The following is a 13,764-nucleotide window of genomic DNA, read 5'->3' as shown; positions in this document are numbered from 1 at the left end:
GCCGTAGCCTGCGTGGCGTCACAGCGGTTTTCAGCTATGGCCCGGATGCAACCAGTCGAGTATGCCCTGTGCCGCCATCCGTCCGCTGGCGAAGCAGGCGGTGAGCAGGTAGCCGCCGGTGGGCGCTTCCCAGTCGAGCATTTCCCCGGCGCAGAATACGCCGGGTAGCGCCTTGAGCATCAGACCGTCATCAAGCGCCGCGAAGGGCACGCCGCCGGCGCTGCTGATCGCCTCGTCCAGCGGCCGGGTGCGCAACAGGGTGATCGGCAGCGCCTTGATCCAGGGCGCCAGATCGGCCGGTTCGGCAAAGGCAGCAGCAGGTGCCAGTTCACGCAGCAGCCCGGCCTTCACGCCGTCGAGCCCGGCCTGGCGATGCAGGTGCTTGGCCATTGAGTGTTTGCCGCGCGGCTTGGCCAGCGCCTGTTGCAGCTTGGCCAGTGGCATCTGTGGCAGCAGGTCGAGGCTGATCACGGCCTGGCCATCGGCCTCGATGGCACGACGGATCTCGGCGGAAAAGGCGTACACCAGGCTGCCTTCGATGCCGCCCGCCGTTAGCACGAACTCGCCAATGCGCGCGGGCTGATCGGGCAGGGCGAGGGCGACGTTCTTCAGTGGCGCGCCGGCGAATTTCTCGCGCAGGTAGTCGCTCCAGCCCTCGACCTCGAAGCCGCAGTTGCTCGGTTTCAGCGCCGCCACCTCGACGCCGCGCGCTTGCAGCAGGGCCGTCCAGGCGCCATCGGAACCCAGGCGCGCCCAGCTGCCGCCGCCCAGTGCCAGCAGGCAGGCGTCGGCGGCCAGTGCGCGTTCGCCGTCCGCGCCGGCGATACGCAGGCTGCCATCTGCGTTCCAGCCCAGCCAGCGGCTGCGCGTGTGGATCGTCACGCCCAGTTCGCGCAGGCGGCGCAGCCAGGCGCGCAGCAGCGGTGCGGCCTTCATGTCGCTGGGGAATACGCGGCCGGAGGTGCCGACGAAGGTGTCGATGCCCAGGCCATGAATCCAGGCGCGCAGGGCATCGGCGTCGAACTCGCGCAGCAGCGCCGCGACTTCGACCTGGCGCTCGCCATAGCGGCCGATAAAGGTGTCCTTGGGCTCGGAGTGAGTGATGTTCATGCCGCCGACGCCGGCCAGCAGGAACTTGCGCCCCACCGAGGGCATGGCATCGAACAGCTCCACACGCACGCCGCCCTGAGCCAGCACTTCGGCAGCCATCAGCCCGGCAGGGCCGCCGCCGATGATGGCGACGTGATGAGTGGTGGGCTTGGCGGCTTTGGTCATGGTGGTGAGCAGGCAGGAGAAGGGCTGCGCATTCTACCCGAGTGCTCCCTGGCCTTGTCATTTGCACGGGGTTCGGGCAGGTTCTGGTCGAACCTTTTCGGCTGGAGTCCGTTATGTCCCAGATCTGCCCCGACATCGATCCCGATGGCCTGATCGAATATTCGGTGGTCTACACCGACCGCTCGCTGAACCATATGTCGCAGTCGTTCCAGGGCGTGATGCGTGATATCTCCGCCACCCTGAAACAGGTCTACAACGCCCATGCCGTGGCGGTGGTGCCGGGCAGCGGCACTTACGGCATGGAGGCGGTGGCGCGGCAGTTGGCGACCGATCAGAAGTGCCTGGTGATCCGCAACGGCTGGTTCAGCTACCGCTGGACGCAGATCTTCGAGATGGGCCGGATTCCTGCCGAGGCCCAGGTGCTCAAGGCGCGCCCGGTCGACGCAGGTCATCAGGCCGCCTTCGCGCCGGCGCCGCTGGACGAAGTGCTGGCCACCATCGCCGAACAGAAGCCGCAGGTGGTATTCGCCCCGCACGTGGAAACCTCCTCGGGCATGATCCTGCCGGACGACTACCTGCGCGCGGTGAGCGACGCGGTGCACGCCGTCGGCGGCCTGTTGGTGCTCGACTGCATCGCCTCCGGCACGCTGTGGGTGGACATGCAGGCCTGTGGCATCGACGTGCTGATCAGCGCGCCGCAGAAGGGCTGGAGCGCCTCGCCGTGTTGCGCCCTGGTGATGCTCAGCGAAGCGGCGCAAGCGCGCGTCGAGGCGACCCAGAGCAGCAGCTTCGCCTGCGACCTGAAGAAGTGGCTGCAGATCATGCAGGCCTACGAGCAAGGCGGCCATGCCTACCACGCCACCATGCCCAGCGACGCCCTGGCGCGTTTCCGCGATGCCATGCTCGAGGCGAAGACTCTCGGCTTCGCCAAGGTGCGTGAGCAGCAGCAGGAACTCGGTGATAGGGTGCGTGCGCTGCTGGCGGCGCGTGGCTTCAACAGCGTGGCGGCCAAGGGCTTCGAGGCGCCTGGCGTGGTGGTCTGCTACACCGACGATGGGCAGATCAAGACCGGCGCCAAGTTCGCTGCCGTCGGCCTGCAGATCGCCGCCGGTGTACCGCTGCAATGCGATGAGCCGGCGGACTTTCAGACCTTCCGCCTCGGCCTGTTCGGGTTGGACAAGCTGGGCAATATCGAACGTACCGTGGTGACGCTGGAGCAGGCGCTGGACAAGGTGCTGGCAGGCTAATCAGGGCTCGGCTCGTCAGCGATTCTTCACGGCCTGCAGCGTGTAGCTCAGCGGCAGGCGCTCGGGCCGTGAACGCAGACGCCATTCGCCGTCAGCGCCCAGCTGCATCTGTCCGGGCAGCGCTTCCCAGGGCAGGCAGTCGTGTTCTTCCAGCGCGGTGAGCGTCATGCCGTGACGCAGCAGGGCCGAGATGATCTCACCCAGGCCGTGATTCCATTCGTGGGTAACGCTGGCTGTGAGCGTCGCTTCGGTCTGCACGTAGGTTTGCTCGTCATCCCAGACCACTGGCTCGCGGTGTTCGAAGTACGGATGGGCGATGCGCAATTCATCCTCGCAGGTCTCGTCCAGGCTCAGCAGGATGGGATGTGCCTCGCGCAGAAACAGCCGCCCTCCCGGCTTGAGCAAGGCCGCGACGTTCTGTGCCCAATCATCGATGCGTGGTAGCCAGTTGAGGGCACCGATGCTCGTGTAAATCAGGTCGTAGCGCTGCTCGCCGAGCACCTGTGCCGCATCGTAGACCGAGGCTTCGACGAAGTGGATGCCCTGCTGGCAGGCCTCAGCCAGGCGGCGGGCCTGTTCCAGCGAGGCGCAGGAAAAATCCAGGCCGGTGAGGTGCGCGCCCAGGCGAGCCAGCGACAAGGTGTCGGTGCCGATATGGCATTGCAGATGGAGCGCTTCCAGCCCGCGGATGTCTCCGAGGCGACGCAAGTCGAAGCGCACGACATCGGACAGGTGTTCGGCCGAGTCGATGAACTTCTGCACCTGATAGTCGGGTGAGGCCGCGTGCAGGGCGGCGCGTTCGTTCCAGTTGGCCTTGTTCAGCTCGAATGAATCGTCCATGACGCTATTTCCATGAAGTGACAAAACGCGATTATGCCGAGGTGTCGCCAGACGTGCTGGTCAACCCAACCCGCGCGCAGCCCAAACCCTTGCCGCGCTGTGATGCAGGATGCCGTGGCGGCGGGCGAGGGCGGCGTGGTCCTTGGAGTAGCCGCCGCCGATCACCCCCAGCACCGGAATGTCCCGGCCCAGGCAGTGCTGCAGCACGGCTTCGTCACGTGCCGCCAGGCCGGCGTCGGTGAGTTGCAGGTAGCCCAGGGCATCGTCCTTGTGCACGTCGACGCCCGCATCGTAGAGCACCAGGTCCGGCTGGTAGATCGGCAGCAGGTAGTTGAGGATGTCGTCCACCACCTTGAGGTAATCCTCGTCGCCCATGCCGCGTGGCAGGGGGATATCCCAGTCGCTCTGCGCCTTGCGTGCCGGGAAGTTCTGCTCGCAATGCAGCGACACGGTAACGGCGTCCGGTTCGTCTTCCAGCAGCCGCGCGGTGCCGTCGCCCTGATGCACGTCGCAATCGAAAATCAGCACGCGGTGCACACGGCCGGCTTCGAGCAGGTAGCGGGCGATCACTGCCAGGTCGTTGAAGATGCAGAAGCCGGAGGGAAAGTCGTAGTGCGCGTGGTGTGTGCCGCCGGCCAGGTGGCAGGCCAGGCCGTGGCGCAGCGCCAGTTCGGCGGTCAGCAGCGAGCCGCCCACGGCGCGCACGGTACGCCGTGCCAGGGCGTCACTCCAGGGCAGGCCGAGGCGACGCTGGTCCTCGTATGACAGCTCGCCAGCCATGTAGCGGGCGATGTAGTCCGGGCAGTGGACCAGGGCGAGAATCTCCGCCGGGCACAGCTCGGGGCGTTGCAGCGCGGCATCGCTGGTCAGGCCGCTGTCGACCAGGTGATCGCGCAGCAGGCGGAATTTCTCCATGGGGAAACGATGCCCGGCCGGGAAGGGCGGGCTGTAATCCTCGTGGTAGACCAGCGGTAGTGGCATACACCAAATGCTCATCGAATCGACGCCCTATGGTCGCAGCCAATCGAGACAATCGCCACGCCCCTGATCGAAACCTTCTCCGAGCTGCCGGCGAATGTCGCCACTGACCCTCCATTGGCCCGCAACACCGGCCTGCGCTGCGGGACGACCCTGGTGATGTAATCGGTGATCAAACCGATAGGCACAGTGGCCACGATGATCGCTGTCAGGGCATGGATGATGCGGGCCATGGTACGAGGTGGCTTATTCTCCCGGCCATACGCGCATCACGCGATAAGGCGGTTTGCCGCTGTCGGTGCCGCCGGTGAAGGCCGGGGTTTTGTACAACTGATTGACCGAGATATACAGCCAGCCGTCGTGGCCCACATGCACGCTGTCCGGCCAGTCCAGTCGGGCGTCGCGTACCAGCGGCTTGAGCGTGCCATCGGTGTCGAGCAGGTCGATGCCATTGTCGTTGAGGTTGGTGAAAAAATGCCGGCCCTTGGTGTCGGTGCCGGCGCCGTCGGAAACGGGCTTGGCACCGACTCGCTGGATGGCCGCCCCGATTTGCTCGTCGCTGGCGCCGTCACGCAGCAGCTTGCTGGGCAACGAGTACCAGGTCTTGCCGTTCATGGCGCCGAAGTACAGGGTGGCATGGTCGGCCGACAGGGTGATCGGATTGACCGCCACGTTGGCAGGCTTGCCCTGGAACTGAATCGGCACGCCGCCGATGACCATCCTGGCGTCGGGCTCTGCTTGCAGCGCGGCATGACCGCTGAAGCGCCGCGTCTTGCCGCTGCTGATTTCTACGGCGATCAGCCCGGGGTTGGCAATGTCCGCCAGGTAGATCCAGCCAGCGTTGTCGTCGACGGCCAGGTCCTGGATAAAACTGCCTTTGGGCGCGATATCGGCGGGCAGTTCGATGCGATACAGCTCACTGCCAGTCGCAACATCGAAGCCCCACAGGCGTGTCTTGCCCAGGTTCAGGCCCATGTCGGTTATCCACAGGCGGTTCTTGCCATCGATGGCGATGCCCAGCGGCGTATCGATCTGCGCATCGTTGGCAGCGGCGGTACCGCGTTGCACCGTGCTGGTGGGCCACGGTTTGTAGCTGTCGCGGCCGGTGATTTCGATCAGTTGAGCGGCAGCCGGTGCGCCGAAGGGATGGACCGTGGCAAACACCCGGTTGTCCGCGCTGGGGGCGACGTTGCCGGGGCGGATCGGCAGTTCGGCGACCACTTCCAGGTCGCCGACGTTGGCGGCAAGGGCCGAGTTGAACAATGGTATGGAAAGAGCCAGCAGGGTGGCGCTGGCCGCACGGCGGATGGGGCGAGAAAGAGACGTCATTACAGGTTTCCTGTTGTGCGCTGGGAAGGGCGAATAGGCTAAAAATGCGTTATCCGCTGTCGCGGCTGCCTCGGTGATCAACGACGGCGGAGATTCGCCCTGCGTCAGGTAGGCAGTGGGGAACAGTTTGGCTTTATCAGCACACGCGAAACAGACCGCCCAGGTTGAACGTCTTTCAATCGGCGCAAGAAAGTTGTCACAGCACGTAGAACAGAATCGCCACGAAATGCAGCAGGCTGCCGGCCATGACGAACAGGTGCCAGATGCCATGCCAATGGCGAAAGCGGCTGTCGTAGGCGAAGAAGATGATGCCCACGGTGTAGAGCACGCCACCGGCTGCCAGCCATTTGAAACCGGTCATGCCCAGGGCGGCGATCAGGGGTTTTACCGCCACCAGCACGATCCAGCCCATCACTGCGTAGATGATCAGCGACAGCACGCGTGCTTCGGAGCGGGGTTTGATTTCCTGCAGCATGCCGATCACCGCAAGGCCCCATACGATGCCGAACAAGGTCCAGCCCCAGGGGCCGCGCAGGGTGATCAGGCAGAAAGGGGTGTAGCTGCCGGCAATCAGCAGGTAGATCGACAGGTGATCGAGTTTTTGCATCACCCGTTTCGCTGGGCCGCGCACGCTGTGGTAGAGGGTGGAGATGCTGTACAGCAGTAGCAGGGTGACGCCGTAGATGGCCACTGCGACGATCTTCCACAGGTCGCCCGTGGAACTGGCCAGTGCCAGCAACCATACCGCCCCGATGGCCGCCAGAACGGCGCCGATCAGGTGGCTCCAGGCGTTGAATTTTTCTCCGTGGTACATGCTATCTGTCGTCGTCCTTTATGCCTGGCTCTGCCAGATATTTTCTGCGCGGGTTCTCGTATGACAGCTCGCCAGTCAGGCCGCTGTCGACCAGGTGATCACGCAGCAGGCGGAATTTCTTCATGGGGAAACGATGCCTGGCCGCGAAGGGGGCTGTATGCGGCATACAATAAGGGCTCATCGAGTCGACGCGTTATGGTCGCAGCCAATCGAGACAACCGCCATGCCCCTGATCGAAACTTCCACCGAGCGGCTGTTGCTGCGCGCCTGGCGCGACACTGATCTGCCGGCGCTGACCGCACTCAATGCCGATGCCGAGGTGATGCGCCATTTCCCGTCGCCTCTGGACGCGGAGCAGAGCGCGCAACTGCTGGCGCGCATCCGTGCGCATTTCGCTGAGCACGGTTTTGGCTTCTGGGCGCTGGAGCGGCGCGACAGTGGCGAACTGATCGGAGTCACCGGCCTGGCGCACGTCGGCTTCGATGCGCCGTTCGTGCCGGCTGTGGAGGTCGGCTGGCGCCTGGCGCGTGCCCATTGGCGTCAGGGCTATGCCAGCGAGGCGGCGCGCGCGTCACTGGCCGTGGCCTTCGAACGCCTTGCGCTGGACGAGGTGCTGAGCTTCACCGTGCCGGCCAATCTGCCGTCGCAGGCGGTGATGCGCAGCATCGGCATGCAGCGTGACGCGGCCGGCGACTTTCTCCATCCGCGCGTGCCGGCCGGTCATCCCTTGCAGCCGCATGTGCTCTACCGCATTCACCGCGAGCAGTGGGAGGCCGGGCGATGAAGGATGTGCTCGCCTATCACCAGCTCAGCAAGCATGCCCCCGAGCGCTTCGCACCGGGGCCGGGGCAACTGGACTGGGCGACCCAGCCGGCACCGTTTCGCCGTTACGACGGTGCCCGGCTGATCGAGTTGTACCACCGCCCGCTGGAGGAGGGGCCAGCCTACGACGCGGCATTCGCCGGGCCGCAGACGCCGCCCGCGCCGCTGGACCGCGCCAGCGTCGCGCAACTGCTGTACGACAGCCTGGCCATTTCCGCCTGGAAGGAGGCTGGCGGCAGCCGCTGGGCGCTGCGGGTCAACCCGTCATCCGGCAACCTGCACCCAACCGAGGCCTATCTGCTGTTGCCGCCAGGCGTCGTCGGCGAGGACGGTGTGCTGGCCCACTATGCCCCGGATATCCATGCGCTGGAGGTGCGCTGCGACCTGCCTGCGCCGCTCGGTCAGCAGCTTGCGAACAGCCTACCGCACGGCGGTTTTCTCCTGGGGCTGAGCAGCATTGCCTGGCGCGAAGCCTGGAAATACGGCGAGCGGGCTTATCGTTATTGCCAGCACGACCTGGGGCATGCCCTGGCGGCGTTGGCCATCGCCGCCAGCGTGCAGGGCTGGCAGGTGCGCATGCTGCACGGCGTGGCCGAAGCGCGTCTGGACGGTCTGCTGGGGCTGGACGGTGCGGGCTTTCACGAGGCCGAACACGGCGACTGCCTGCTATGGATCGGCCCGGCGCAGACGATGGAATTCGCGCTGCCCGAGGCCCTGCTAACGGCAGTGGCGCAGCTTGAGCGAAGCGGTTTGCCCAATCGCCTGTCCCATGAGTATCGCCACTGGCCCGAGCTGCAGCGCGTACACGGGCTGTGCCGTGCGCCGGCTCGTCCTAGCGCCGTCTGGAATGTGGATGGCGCCAGCGTTCGTGCGGACAATCCCGGCCTGCCGCTGCGGCCGATCCTGCATCGTCGGCGCAGTGCGCAGGCCATGGACGGTCGCAGCGGCATCCAGGCTGCACTGCTGCTGGCCTGGCTGCGCCGTCTGATGCCGGAGCAATCGCCGGTGCCGTTCGCCGTGAGCGGTGAGCCGAACGAGATCGACCTGCTGCTGTTCGTCCATCGTGTGCAGGGGCTGGCGCCCGGTCTGTACTGGCTGGATCGCACGGGCAGCGGCGTGCAGCCGCTACGCGAGGATTATCTGTGGCAGCGGGTGGACGAGGAGCTGCCGCTGTATCGCCTGCTCGAAGGCGATGCCCGTGGCCTGGCGGGCTTTCTCAGTTGCGGCCAGGACATTGCCGCCGACGGCTGTGTGGCCCTGGCCATGCTGGCGCGGGTGGAGCGCGCCGTGGCGGATGGCGCCTGGCGCTATCCACGGCTCTACTGGGAGTGTGGCCAGATCGGTCAGTTGCTCTATCTGGAAGCCGAAGCGGCTGGGCTTTCCGGTACGGGCATTGGTTGTTATTTCGACGATGCTTTGCGCGAGTTGCTCGGAGATGCCGACAGCGGGCTGCAAAGTCTTTACCATTTCACCCTTGGACGCGCCGTGTGGGACGAACGCCTGACATCGCTGCCGGCCTACCCGCAATTGCGTATACCCCCCGTGCAAGGAGACGATACCCCATGACTCAGGTTCTCGATGATCTGGTGGCGCTGCTCAGCCTGGAGCAGATCGAGGAAAACCTGTTCCGTGGCCGCAGCCAGGATCTCGGTTTTCGCCAGCTGTTCGGCGGCCAGGTGCTTGGCCAGTGCATCTCCGCTGCCAGCCAGACGGTCGAGGAGGCGCGCCATGTGCACTCCATGCACGGTTATTTCCTGCGCCCTGGCGATGCCAGCCTGCCGGTGGTCTATCAGGTCGAGCGCACCCGCGACGGCGGCAGCTTCAGCACCCGTCGCGTGGTGGCGGTGCAGAAGGGCCAGCCGATCTTTTTCTGCAGTGCATCCTTCCAGTACGACGAGGAAGGCTTTCACCACCAGAGCGAGATGCCGGACGTCCCCGGTCCCGAGGATCTGAAATCGGAAACCGAGCTGGCACGCATGGTGGCGCCTATGATTCCCGAGCGCATGCGTGAGCGGTTGACCAGCGACAAGCCCATCGAGATCCGCCCGGTCACCCTGATCAACCCCTTCGCGCCGCAGCCCTGCGAGCCGGCCAAGTACGTGTGGTTCCGCGCTGCCGGCGATCTGCCGGATGACCCGCAGCTGCACAAGTACCTGCTGGCCTACGCCAGTGACTTCAACCTGCTGACCACCTCGATGCAGCCGCATGGCGTGTCGGTGTTCCAGAAGTTCATGCAGGTGGCCAGCCTCGATCATTCGCTGTGGTTCCACCGCAACCTGCGCATGGACGACTGGCTGCTGTACGCCATGGACAGCCCCTGGGCCGGCAATGCGCGCGGCTTCTCCCGCGCCAGCATCTACAACCGCCAGGGTGAACTGGTGGCCTCGGCTGCCCAGGAAGGTCTGACCCGCGTGCGTGAGGACTGGAAGTGAAGGCACTGCGCGGAGCACGTCACTGGGTGTTCGACATGGACGGCACCCTGACCCTGGCGGTGCATGACTTCGTGGCGATAAAACGCGCCCTCGACATCCCTGAGCAAGACGACATCCTCCATCACCTGGCTGCGCTGCCGGCAGAGGAAGCCGCGCAGAAGCATGCCTGGCTGCTGGAGCACGAACGCGAGCTGGCAGTGGCCTCGCGCCCGGCGCCGGGCGCCATCGAACTGGTGCGCACCCTGTGCGAGCGAGGTTGCCAGCTTGGCATCCTCACGCGTAATGCTCACTCGCTGGCCTTGCTGACGTTGCAGGCCATCGGCCTGGATGACTGCTTTGCCAGGGCGGACATCCTCGGGCGCGATGAAGCCCCGCCCAAGCCGCACCCGGGTGGTTTGCTGCACCTGGCCGAGCGCTGGAGCGTTACGCCGCGCGAGCTGGTAATGGTCGGCGACTACCGCTTCGACCTGGAATGCGCCCAGGCCGCCGGTGCGCGCAGCGTGCTGGTCAACCTGCCGGACAACCCCTGGCCGGAGCTGACCGAGCTGCATGCGCAGGATTGCGCGCAGCTGTTGGCGGGGCTGAGCTGAGCGGCGAAGCAGCACCAATCCTGTAGCGCGCGATCAACTTTGTGGGGCATTGCTCCCCGTATTGCTCCAGCCATTACCCAGGGGCTTGCTGGCGCTGTTGTTCGCCGCAGATGGCGCCTGTCGCGAGTCTTTGCTGGATACGCTGGTGGAGCCGTTGCAGCTTCGTGTTGGTCTAGACGCGACGAAGCCATGATAAAAAGCCAGTCCTCACGGACCGACTTCTGCTGGGGGCGACTGGCTCTACGCAGCGGCTAGTAGCGGTAGGTGCCGGCGAGGATTGCGGCGTGCAGCTCGTGGGTCAGCGGGATATAGCGCTCGGTGCCTGGCAGCCAGGCATAAAGCGGGTCGCTGCAGCATTGCGGGTCGAAGCCCTGCTCCTTGAGCGGTGCCTTCTTGTGCTTGAAGGTGCCGGTGGTCTCCATCTGCGCGCTCAGGCGTAGGAACAGTGGGATGGCGTAGGCCGGCAGTGCCAGGCGCAGTTGCCCGAGCAGGGCGTGGAAGTCGAAATCTTCTGCCGCGCAGTTCAGGCGCACACAGGCCATGCCGGCGCGGCCGTTGGTGCCGGCGATTTCCACGCCGTAGACCACCGTTTCGCTGATGTGCTCGATGCTGTCTAGTACGGCCTCGACCTGGGTGGTGGAGACGTTCTCGCCCTTCCAGCGGAAGGTATCGCCGAGACGGTCGACGAACTGCGCGTGGCGGAAGCCCATGTCGCGCATCAGGTCGCCTGTATTGAACCAGGCGTCGCCCGGCTCGAACACGTCGCGCAGGATGCAGCGCTCTGTGTCACGCGCGTCGGTATAGCCGTGGAAGGGCGTCTTGTCGGTGATCTTGCCCAGCAGCAGACCGGTTTCGCCCTTTGCCACGCGCTGCAGGCAGCCGTTCTCACGTAGCGGCGCCTCGTGTTCCTGGTCGTAGCGGACGATGGCGTAGGGGTAGGGCGAAAAGCCAACCGTGTTGTCCAGGTTGAGCAAGTTCGTGAAACCGACATTACCCTCGCTTGAGGCATACAGTTCGATGACCCGCTCGACCGCGAAGCGCTGCTTGAATGCCTGCCAGAGGCTTGGGCGCAGGCCGTTGCCTACCATTACACGGATCGGGTTATTGGTATCCCCGGGACGTTGCGGCTGGTCTAGCAGGTAGCGACACAGCTCGCCGACATAGCCGAAGGCGGTTGCCCGATGCTGCTGCACCTCCTCCCAGAAACGGCTGGCGCTGAACTTGCGCACTATGATCAGCGCCGACTGGCCTGCCAACACCGAGCCCCAGCACACCACCATGGCGGTGCCATGATAGAACGGCAGGCTGACGTACATGCGGTCCGTGCGGCCCAGGCGCACGGCGGCGAAACCGAAGGCGCCGTAACCCTTGAGGAAGCGCCCGTGGTTGAACACCACGGCCTTGGGCAGGCCAGTAGTGCCCGAGGTGTAGATGAAGAAGCACGGGTCGTCGGCCCGCACGGCGCGCTCCAGCACTGGCGCCTCAACGGGGTAGTCCTGCAGCGTCGCGGCCGGATGCAGCCAACCTCTCGGCGCCTCGCCCGGGTCGCGCCAGGTCGGGCGGTCGGCGAAGTAGACGCGGGCGTCGTCGGGCAGCGCCATGTCGCCTGCCACTTCGTTGAAAGCCTCCAGCAGCTCTTCGCCAACCAGCACCATGCGCGGGGCCGCCAGGCCGATGCTGTGTGCCAGCACGCGGCCGCGCTGGCTGCTGTTGATCAGCGCGCTGACCGCGCCGAGCTTGGCGCAGGCGATGACCGCAGCGAGCAACTCGAAGCGGTTCTCGAACATCAGCGCTGCGCTGTCGCCCTGGCACAGGCCATGGGCACGCAGGTAGTGCGCCAGTTGGTTGCTCCAGCGATCGAGTTCGGCGTAGCTGAGCTGCTCGTCGTCCTGGATCAAGGCTACGCCCTCGGGGTTTTCTCGCGCGGCCGTCTCGACGCAGCGGGCCAGGCTGGCGGGGTAGGCACCGCGGCTGCGATTGCCGATGTGCAGGCCTTTGACGATTCCGGGCAGGTCTACGAGCAGACGCGGTAGTCGGGACAGCAAACGGGGCAGGGTGATCAGGTCGGCGTGGCTCATTGGGGCGGAACTCCAGTTGGTGCGAGGCACTCGGTCTTGTTGTTTTTCGGTCAATCTAGTCAGTCAGCGCCCCGCTGTTGATAGCCAGGGGTTGCACGAAACTGGCAATTCGTCTCATGGGCGGCGCACAATCGAACTCCCTCGATTGGCGCAAGGAGCATTCCATGTCGTTGGCGAACAGCCCCAGCGCTACCGCCTCACAGCTGCTGGACCTGTACCTGTCGCTGCAAGGGCTCGGGCTGGTTGGTTCGACGGATCTGCAGGTGCTGGGCATCGAGCTGGAACAGCTAAGAAACTTGGAGATGCGTGTGCCGGTGCGCTGGGCTGTGCATCTCTGGGACCATGCCGCCAGTCGCGGGGCTCCACCTGAGATTGGCCTGCTGGTCGGCCAGCGGCGCGGCCTGCATACCCGTGGGCCGGTCGCCCACCTGGCAGCGCAGAGCGCTACCTTGGGCGAGGCGCTGGAGTTGTTCCGTCGCTACATCCCGGTGATGAGTGAGGGCGAGAGCCTGCGGGTCGAGGTGCTCGGCACGCGCGTTCGCATTCACTTCCTGTTCCATGCACCGCTGCTCGGCCACCCCGTGGCCTGCGAGCACAGTCTCAGCTCGGCGCTGTGCTGGGCGCGCCAGCTCACGGCGGTGCGCCTGGTGCCACAGGCGGTGGGCTTTCGTCATGCGCCACTGGCGGCACCGGTGGTCTACCGCCAGGTGTTCGGCGTGGCGGTGCGTTTCGGCGAGGACGCGGACTACCTGGAGTTGCAGGCGAGTGATTTGCAGTTGCCGGTGACAAGTGCAAACCCCTATCTCAAGGGGTTGATGCAGCAGCGGGTGAGCGATATGCAGGCGCAGTTACCGGCACAGCGCAGCTTGCGCGCACAGGTACAACAGCAGATCGAGTATGGCTTGTCGAGCGGCGAGCTGTCAGTTCAGCGAGTGGCGGAGCGCCTGGGGATCAGTCGGCAGACCCTTCACCGCCGCCTACGTGCGGAGCAGTGCAGCTTTTCCGAATTGCTGGTCGAGGTACGTCGCAACTATGCCGTGCAGCGCCTGGCGCAGCCGGGGTGCCGAGTCGAACAGCTCAGTCGCGAGTTGGGTTTTGCCGAAGCGAGCGCTTTCTACAAGGCATTCAAGGGCTGGTTCGGAGTGACTCCCAAAGCTTACCAGGTTGGCCGGGACGCATAGAGTCTCGCCACTGTGGAGGCATCGCGGCGCCCCGGCTGGCCGCTGTCGAAAACCCATTCCAAACCAGAACACCCGCTGCGCCGGGCAAATTGTGTGTGAGGGCGGCTGGCCAGTGGTTTTCGAAAGACTGGTGTCGCTCACACAGGTATGGCCTGGACTCAGGTACGACGGAGTGTCG

At 65.3% G+C, this 13,764-nt stretch carries 13 protein-coding genes; 6 read left to right on the top strand and 7 right to left on the bottom strand.

All coding sequences use genetic code 11. The features are described 5' to 3' along the window. Positions 1 to 30: 30 nt before the first annotated feature. Positions 31 to 1,275, bottom strand: coding sequence for a TIGR03862 family flavoprotein (locus AAEQ75_RS04045; RefSeq protein WP_343350940.1), 1,245 nt, complete (start codon positions 1,273 to 1,275; stop codon positions 31 to 33). A gap of 113 nt (positions 1,276 to 1,388) precedes the next feature. Between AAEQ75_RS04045 and AAEQ75_RS04040 the strand changes: the two genes are divergently transcribed. After that, positions 1,389 to 2,522, top strand: a complete 1,134-nt coding sequence (locus AAEQ75_RS04040; protein ID WP_343350939.1) for an aminotransferase class V-fold PLP-dependent enzyme — start codon at positions 1,389 to 1,391, stop codon at positions 2,520 to 2,522. A 15-nt stretch (positions 2,523 to 2,537) separates the two neighbouring features. Here the strand turns inward: AAEQ75_RS04040 and AAEQ75_RS04035 are convergent, their stop codons facing one another. From AAEQ75_RS04035 to AAEQ75_RS21895, 5 genes are all read right to left on the bottom strand, one after another. Beyond that, positions 2,538 to 3,362: a class I SAM-dependent methyltransferase gene (locus AAEQ75_RS04035; RefSeq protein WP_343350938.1), complete on the bottom strand. Its 825-nt coding sequence runs from the start codon at positions 3,360 to 3,362 to the stop codon at positions 2,538 to 2,540. A gap of 60 nt (positions 3,363 to 3,422) precedes the next feature. Then, positions 3,423 to 4,343 carry a histone deacetylase family protein gene (locus AAEQ75_RS04030; protein ID WP_343352331.1) on the bottom strand — a complete coding sequence of 307 codons (921 nt, stop codon included), beginning with the start codon at positions 4,341 to 4,343 and terminating at the stop codon, positions 3,423 to 3,425. 243 nt (positions 4,344 to 4,586) lie between these two features. After that, on the bottom strand, positions 4,587 to 5,669 hold the full coding sequence (locus AAEQ75_RS04025; RefSeq protein ID WP_343350937.1) for an L-dopachrome tautomerase-related protein: 1,083 nt from the start codon (positions 5,667 to 5,669) through the stop codon (positions 4,587 to 4,589). Between the two features lie 196 nt (positions 5,670 to 5,865). Next, positions 5,866 to 6,483 (bottom strand): PAQR family membrane homeostasis protein TrhA, encoded by a 618-nt coding sequence (trhA, locus tag AAEQ75_RS04020; RefSeq protein WP_343350936.1) that lies wholly within the window; start codon positions 6,481 to 6,483, stop codon positions 5,866 to 5,868. A gap of 1 nt (position 6,484) precedes the next feature. Beyond that, positions 6,485 to 6,607 carry a hypothetical protein gene (locus AAEQ75_RS21895; RefSeq protein WP_430523471.1) on the bottom strand — a complete coding sequence of 41 codons (123 nt, stop codon included), beginning with the start codon at positions 6,605 to 6,607 and terminating at the stop codon, positions 6,485 to 6,487. A gap of 99 nt (positions 6,608 to 6,706) precedes the next feature. Between AAEQ75_RS21895 and AAEQ75_RS04010 the strand changes: the two genes are divergently transcribed. Genes AAEQ75_RS04010 through AAEQ75_RS03995 form a run of 4 tightly spaced genes read left to right on the top strand, consistent with a single transcriptional unit; the run spans position 6,707 to position 10,327 of the window. After that, a complete protein-coding gene (locus AAEQ75_RS04010; protein ID WP_343350935.1) occupies positions 6,707 to 7,267 on the top strand; it encodes a GNAT family N-acetyltransferase in 561 nt (186 codons plus the stop codon). Beyond that, complete coding sequence (locus AAEQ75_RS04005) at positions 7,264 to 8,871, top strand: SagB/ThcOx family dehydrogenase (RefSeq protein WP_343350934.1); 1,608 nt, start codon at positions 7,264 to 7,266, stop codon at positions 8,869 to 8,871. Before AAEQ75_RS04010 ends, AAEQ75_RS04005 begins: the two co-directional genes overlap by 4 nt. Then, entirely contained in the window at positions 8,868 to 9,737 is an 870-nt protein-coding gene (gene tesB / locus AAEQ75_RS04000) for an acyl-CoA thioesterase II (RefSeq protein WP_343350933.1), read from the top strand. Before AAEQ75_RS04005 ends, tesB begins: the two co-directional genes overlap by 4 nt. Next, on the top strand, positions 9,734 to 10,327 hold the full coding sequence (locus tag AAEQ75_RS03995) for an HAD family hydrolase (RefSeq protein WP_343350932.1): 594 nt from the start codon (positions 9,734 to 9,736) through the stop codon (positions 10,325 to 10,327). The genes tesB and AAEQ75_RS03995 overlap by 4 nt, the downstream gene beginning before the upstream one ends. 251 nt (positions 10,328 to 10,578) lie before the next feature. Here AAEQ75_RS03995 and AAEQ75_RS03990 read toward each other — a convergent pair whose 3' ends face one another. Continuing rightward, positions 10,579 to 12,405 carry a long-chain-acyl-CoA synthetase gene (locus AAEQ75_RS03990; RefSeq protein ID WP_343350931.1) on the bottom strand — a complete coding sequence of 609 codons (1,827 nt, stop codon included), beginning with the start codon at positions 12,403 to 12,405 and terminating at the stop codon, positions 10,579 to 10,581. A 164-nt stretch (positions 12,406 to 12,569) separates the two neighbouring features. Here AAEQ75_RS03990 and AAEQ75_RS03985 point away from each other — a divergent pair, with 164 nt between their 5' ends. Next, on the top strand, positions 12,570 to 13,586 hold the full coding sequence (locus AAEQ75_RS03985; RefSeq protein ID WP_279921946.1) for an AraC family transcriptional regulator: 1,017 nt from the start codon (positions 12,570 to 12,572) through the stop codon (positions 13,584 to 13,586). Positions 13,587 to 13,764 lie beyond the last annotated feature (178 nt).

The sequence above is a fragment of the Pseudomonas sediminis genome (genome assembly GCF_039555755.1).
GTDB lineage: Bacteria > Pseudomonadota > Gammaproteobacteria > Pseudomonadales > Pseudomonadaceae > Aquipseudomonas > Aquipseudomonas mendocina_D.
Note: the sequence above shows the minus strand (reverse complement) of the source record. Positions and strands in the feature narration are given on the sequence as shown.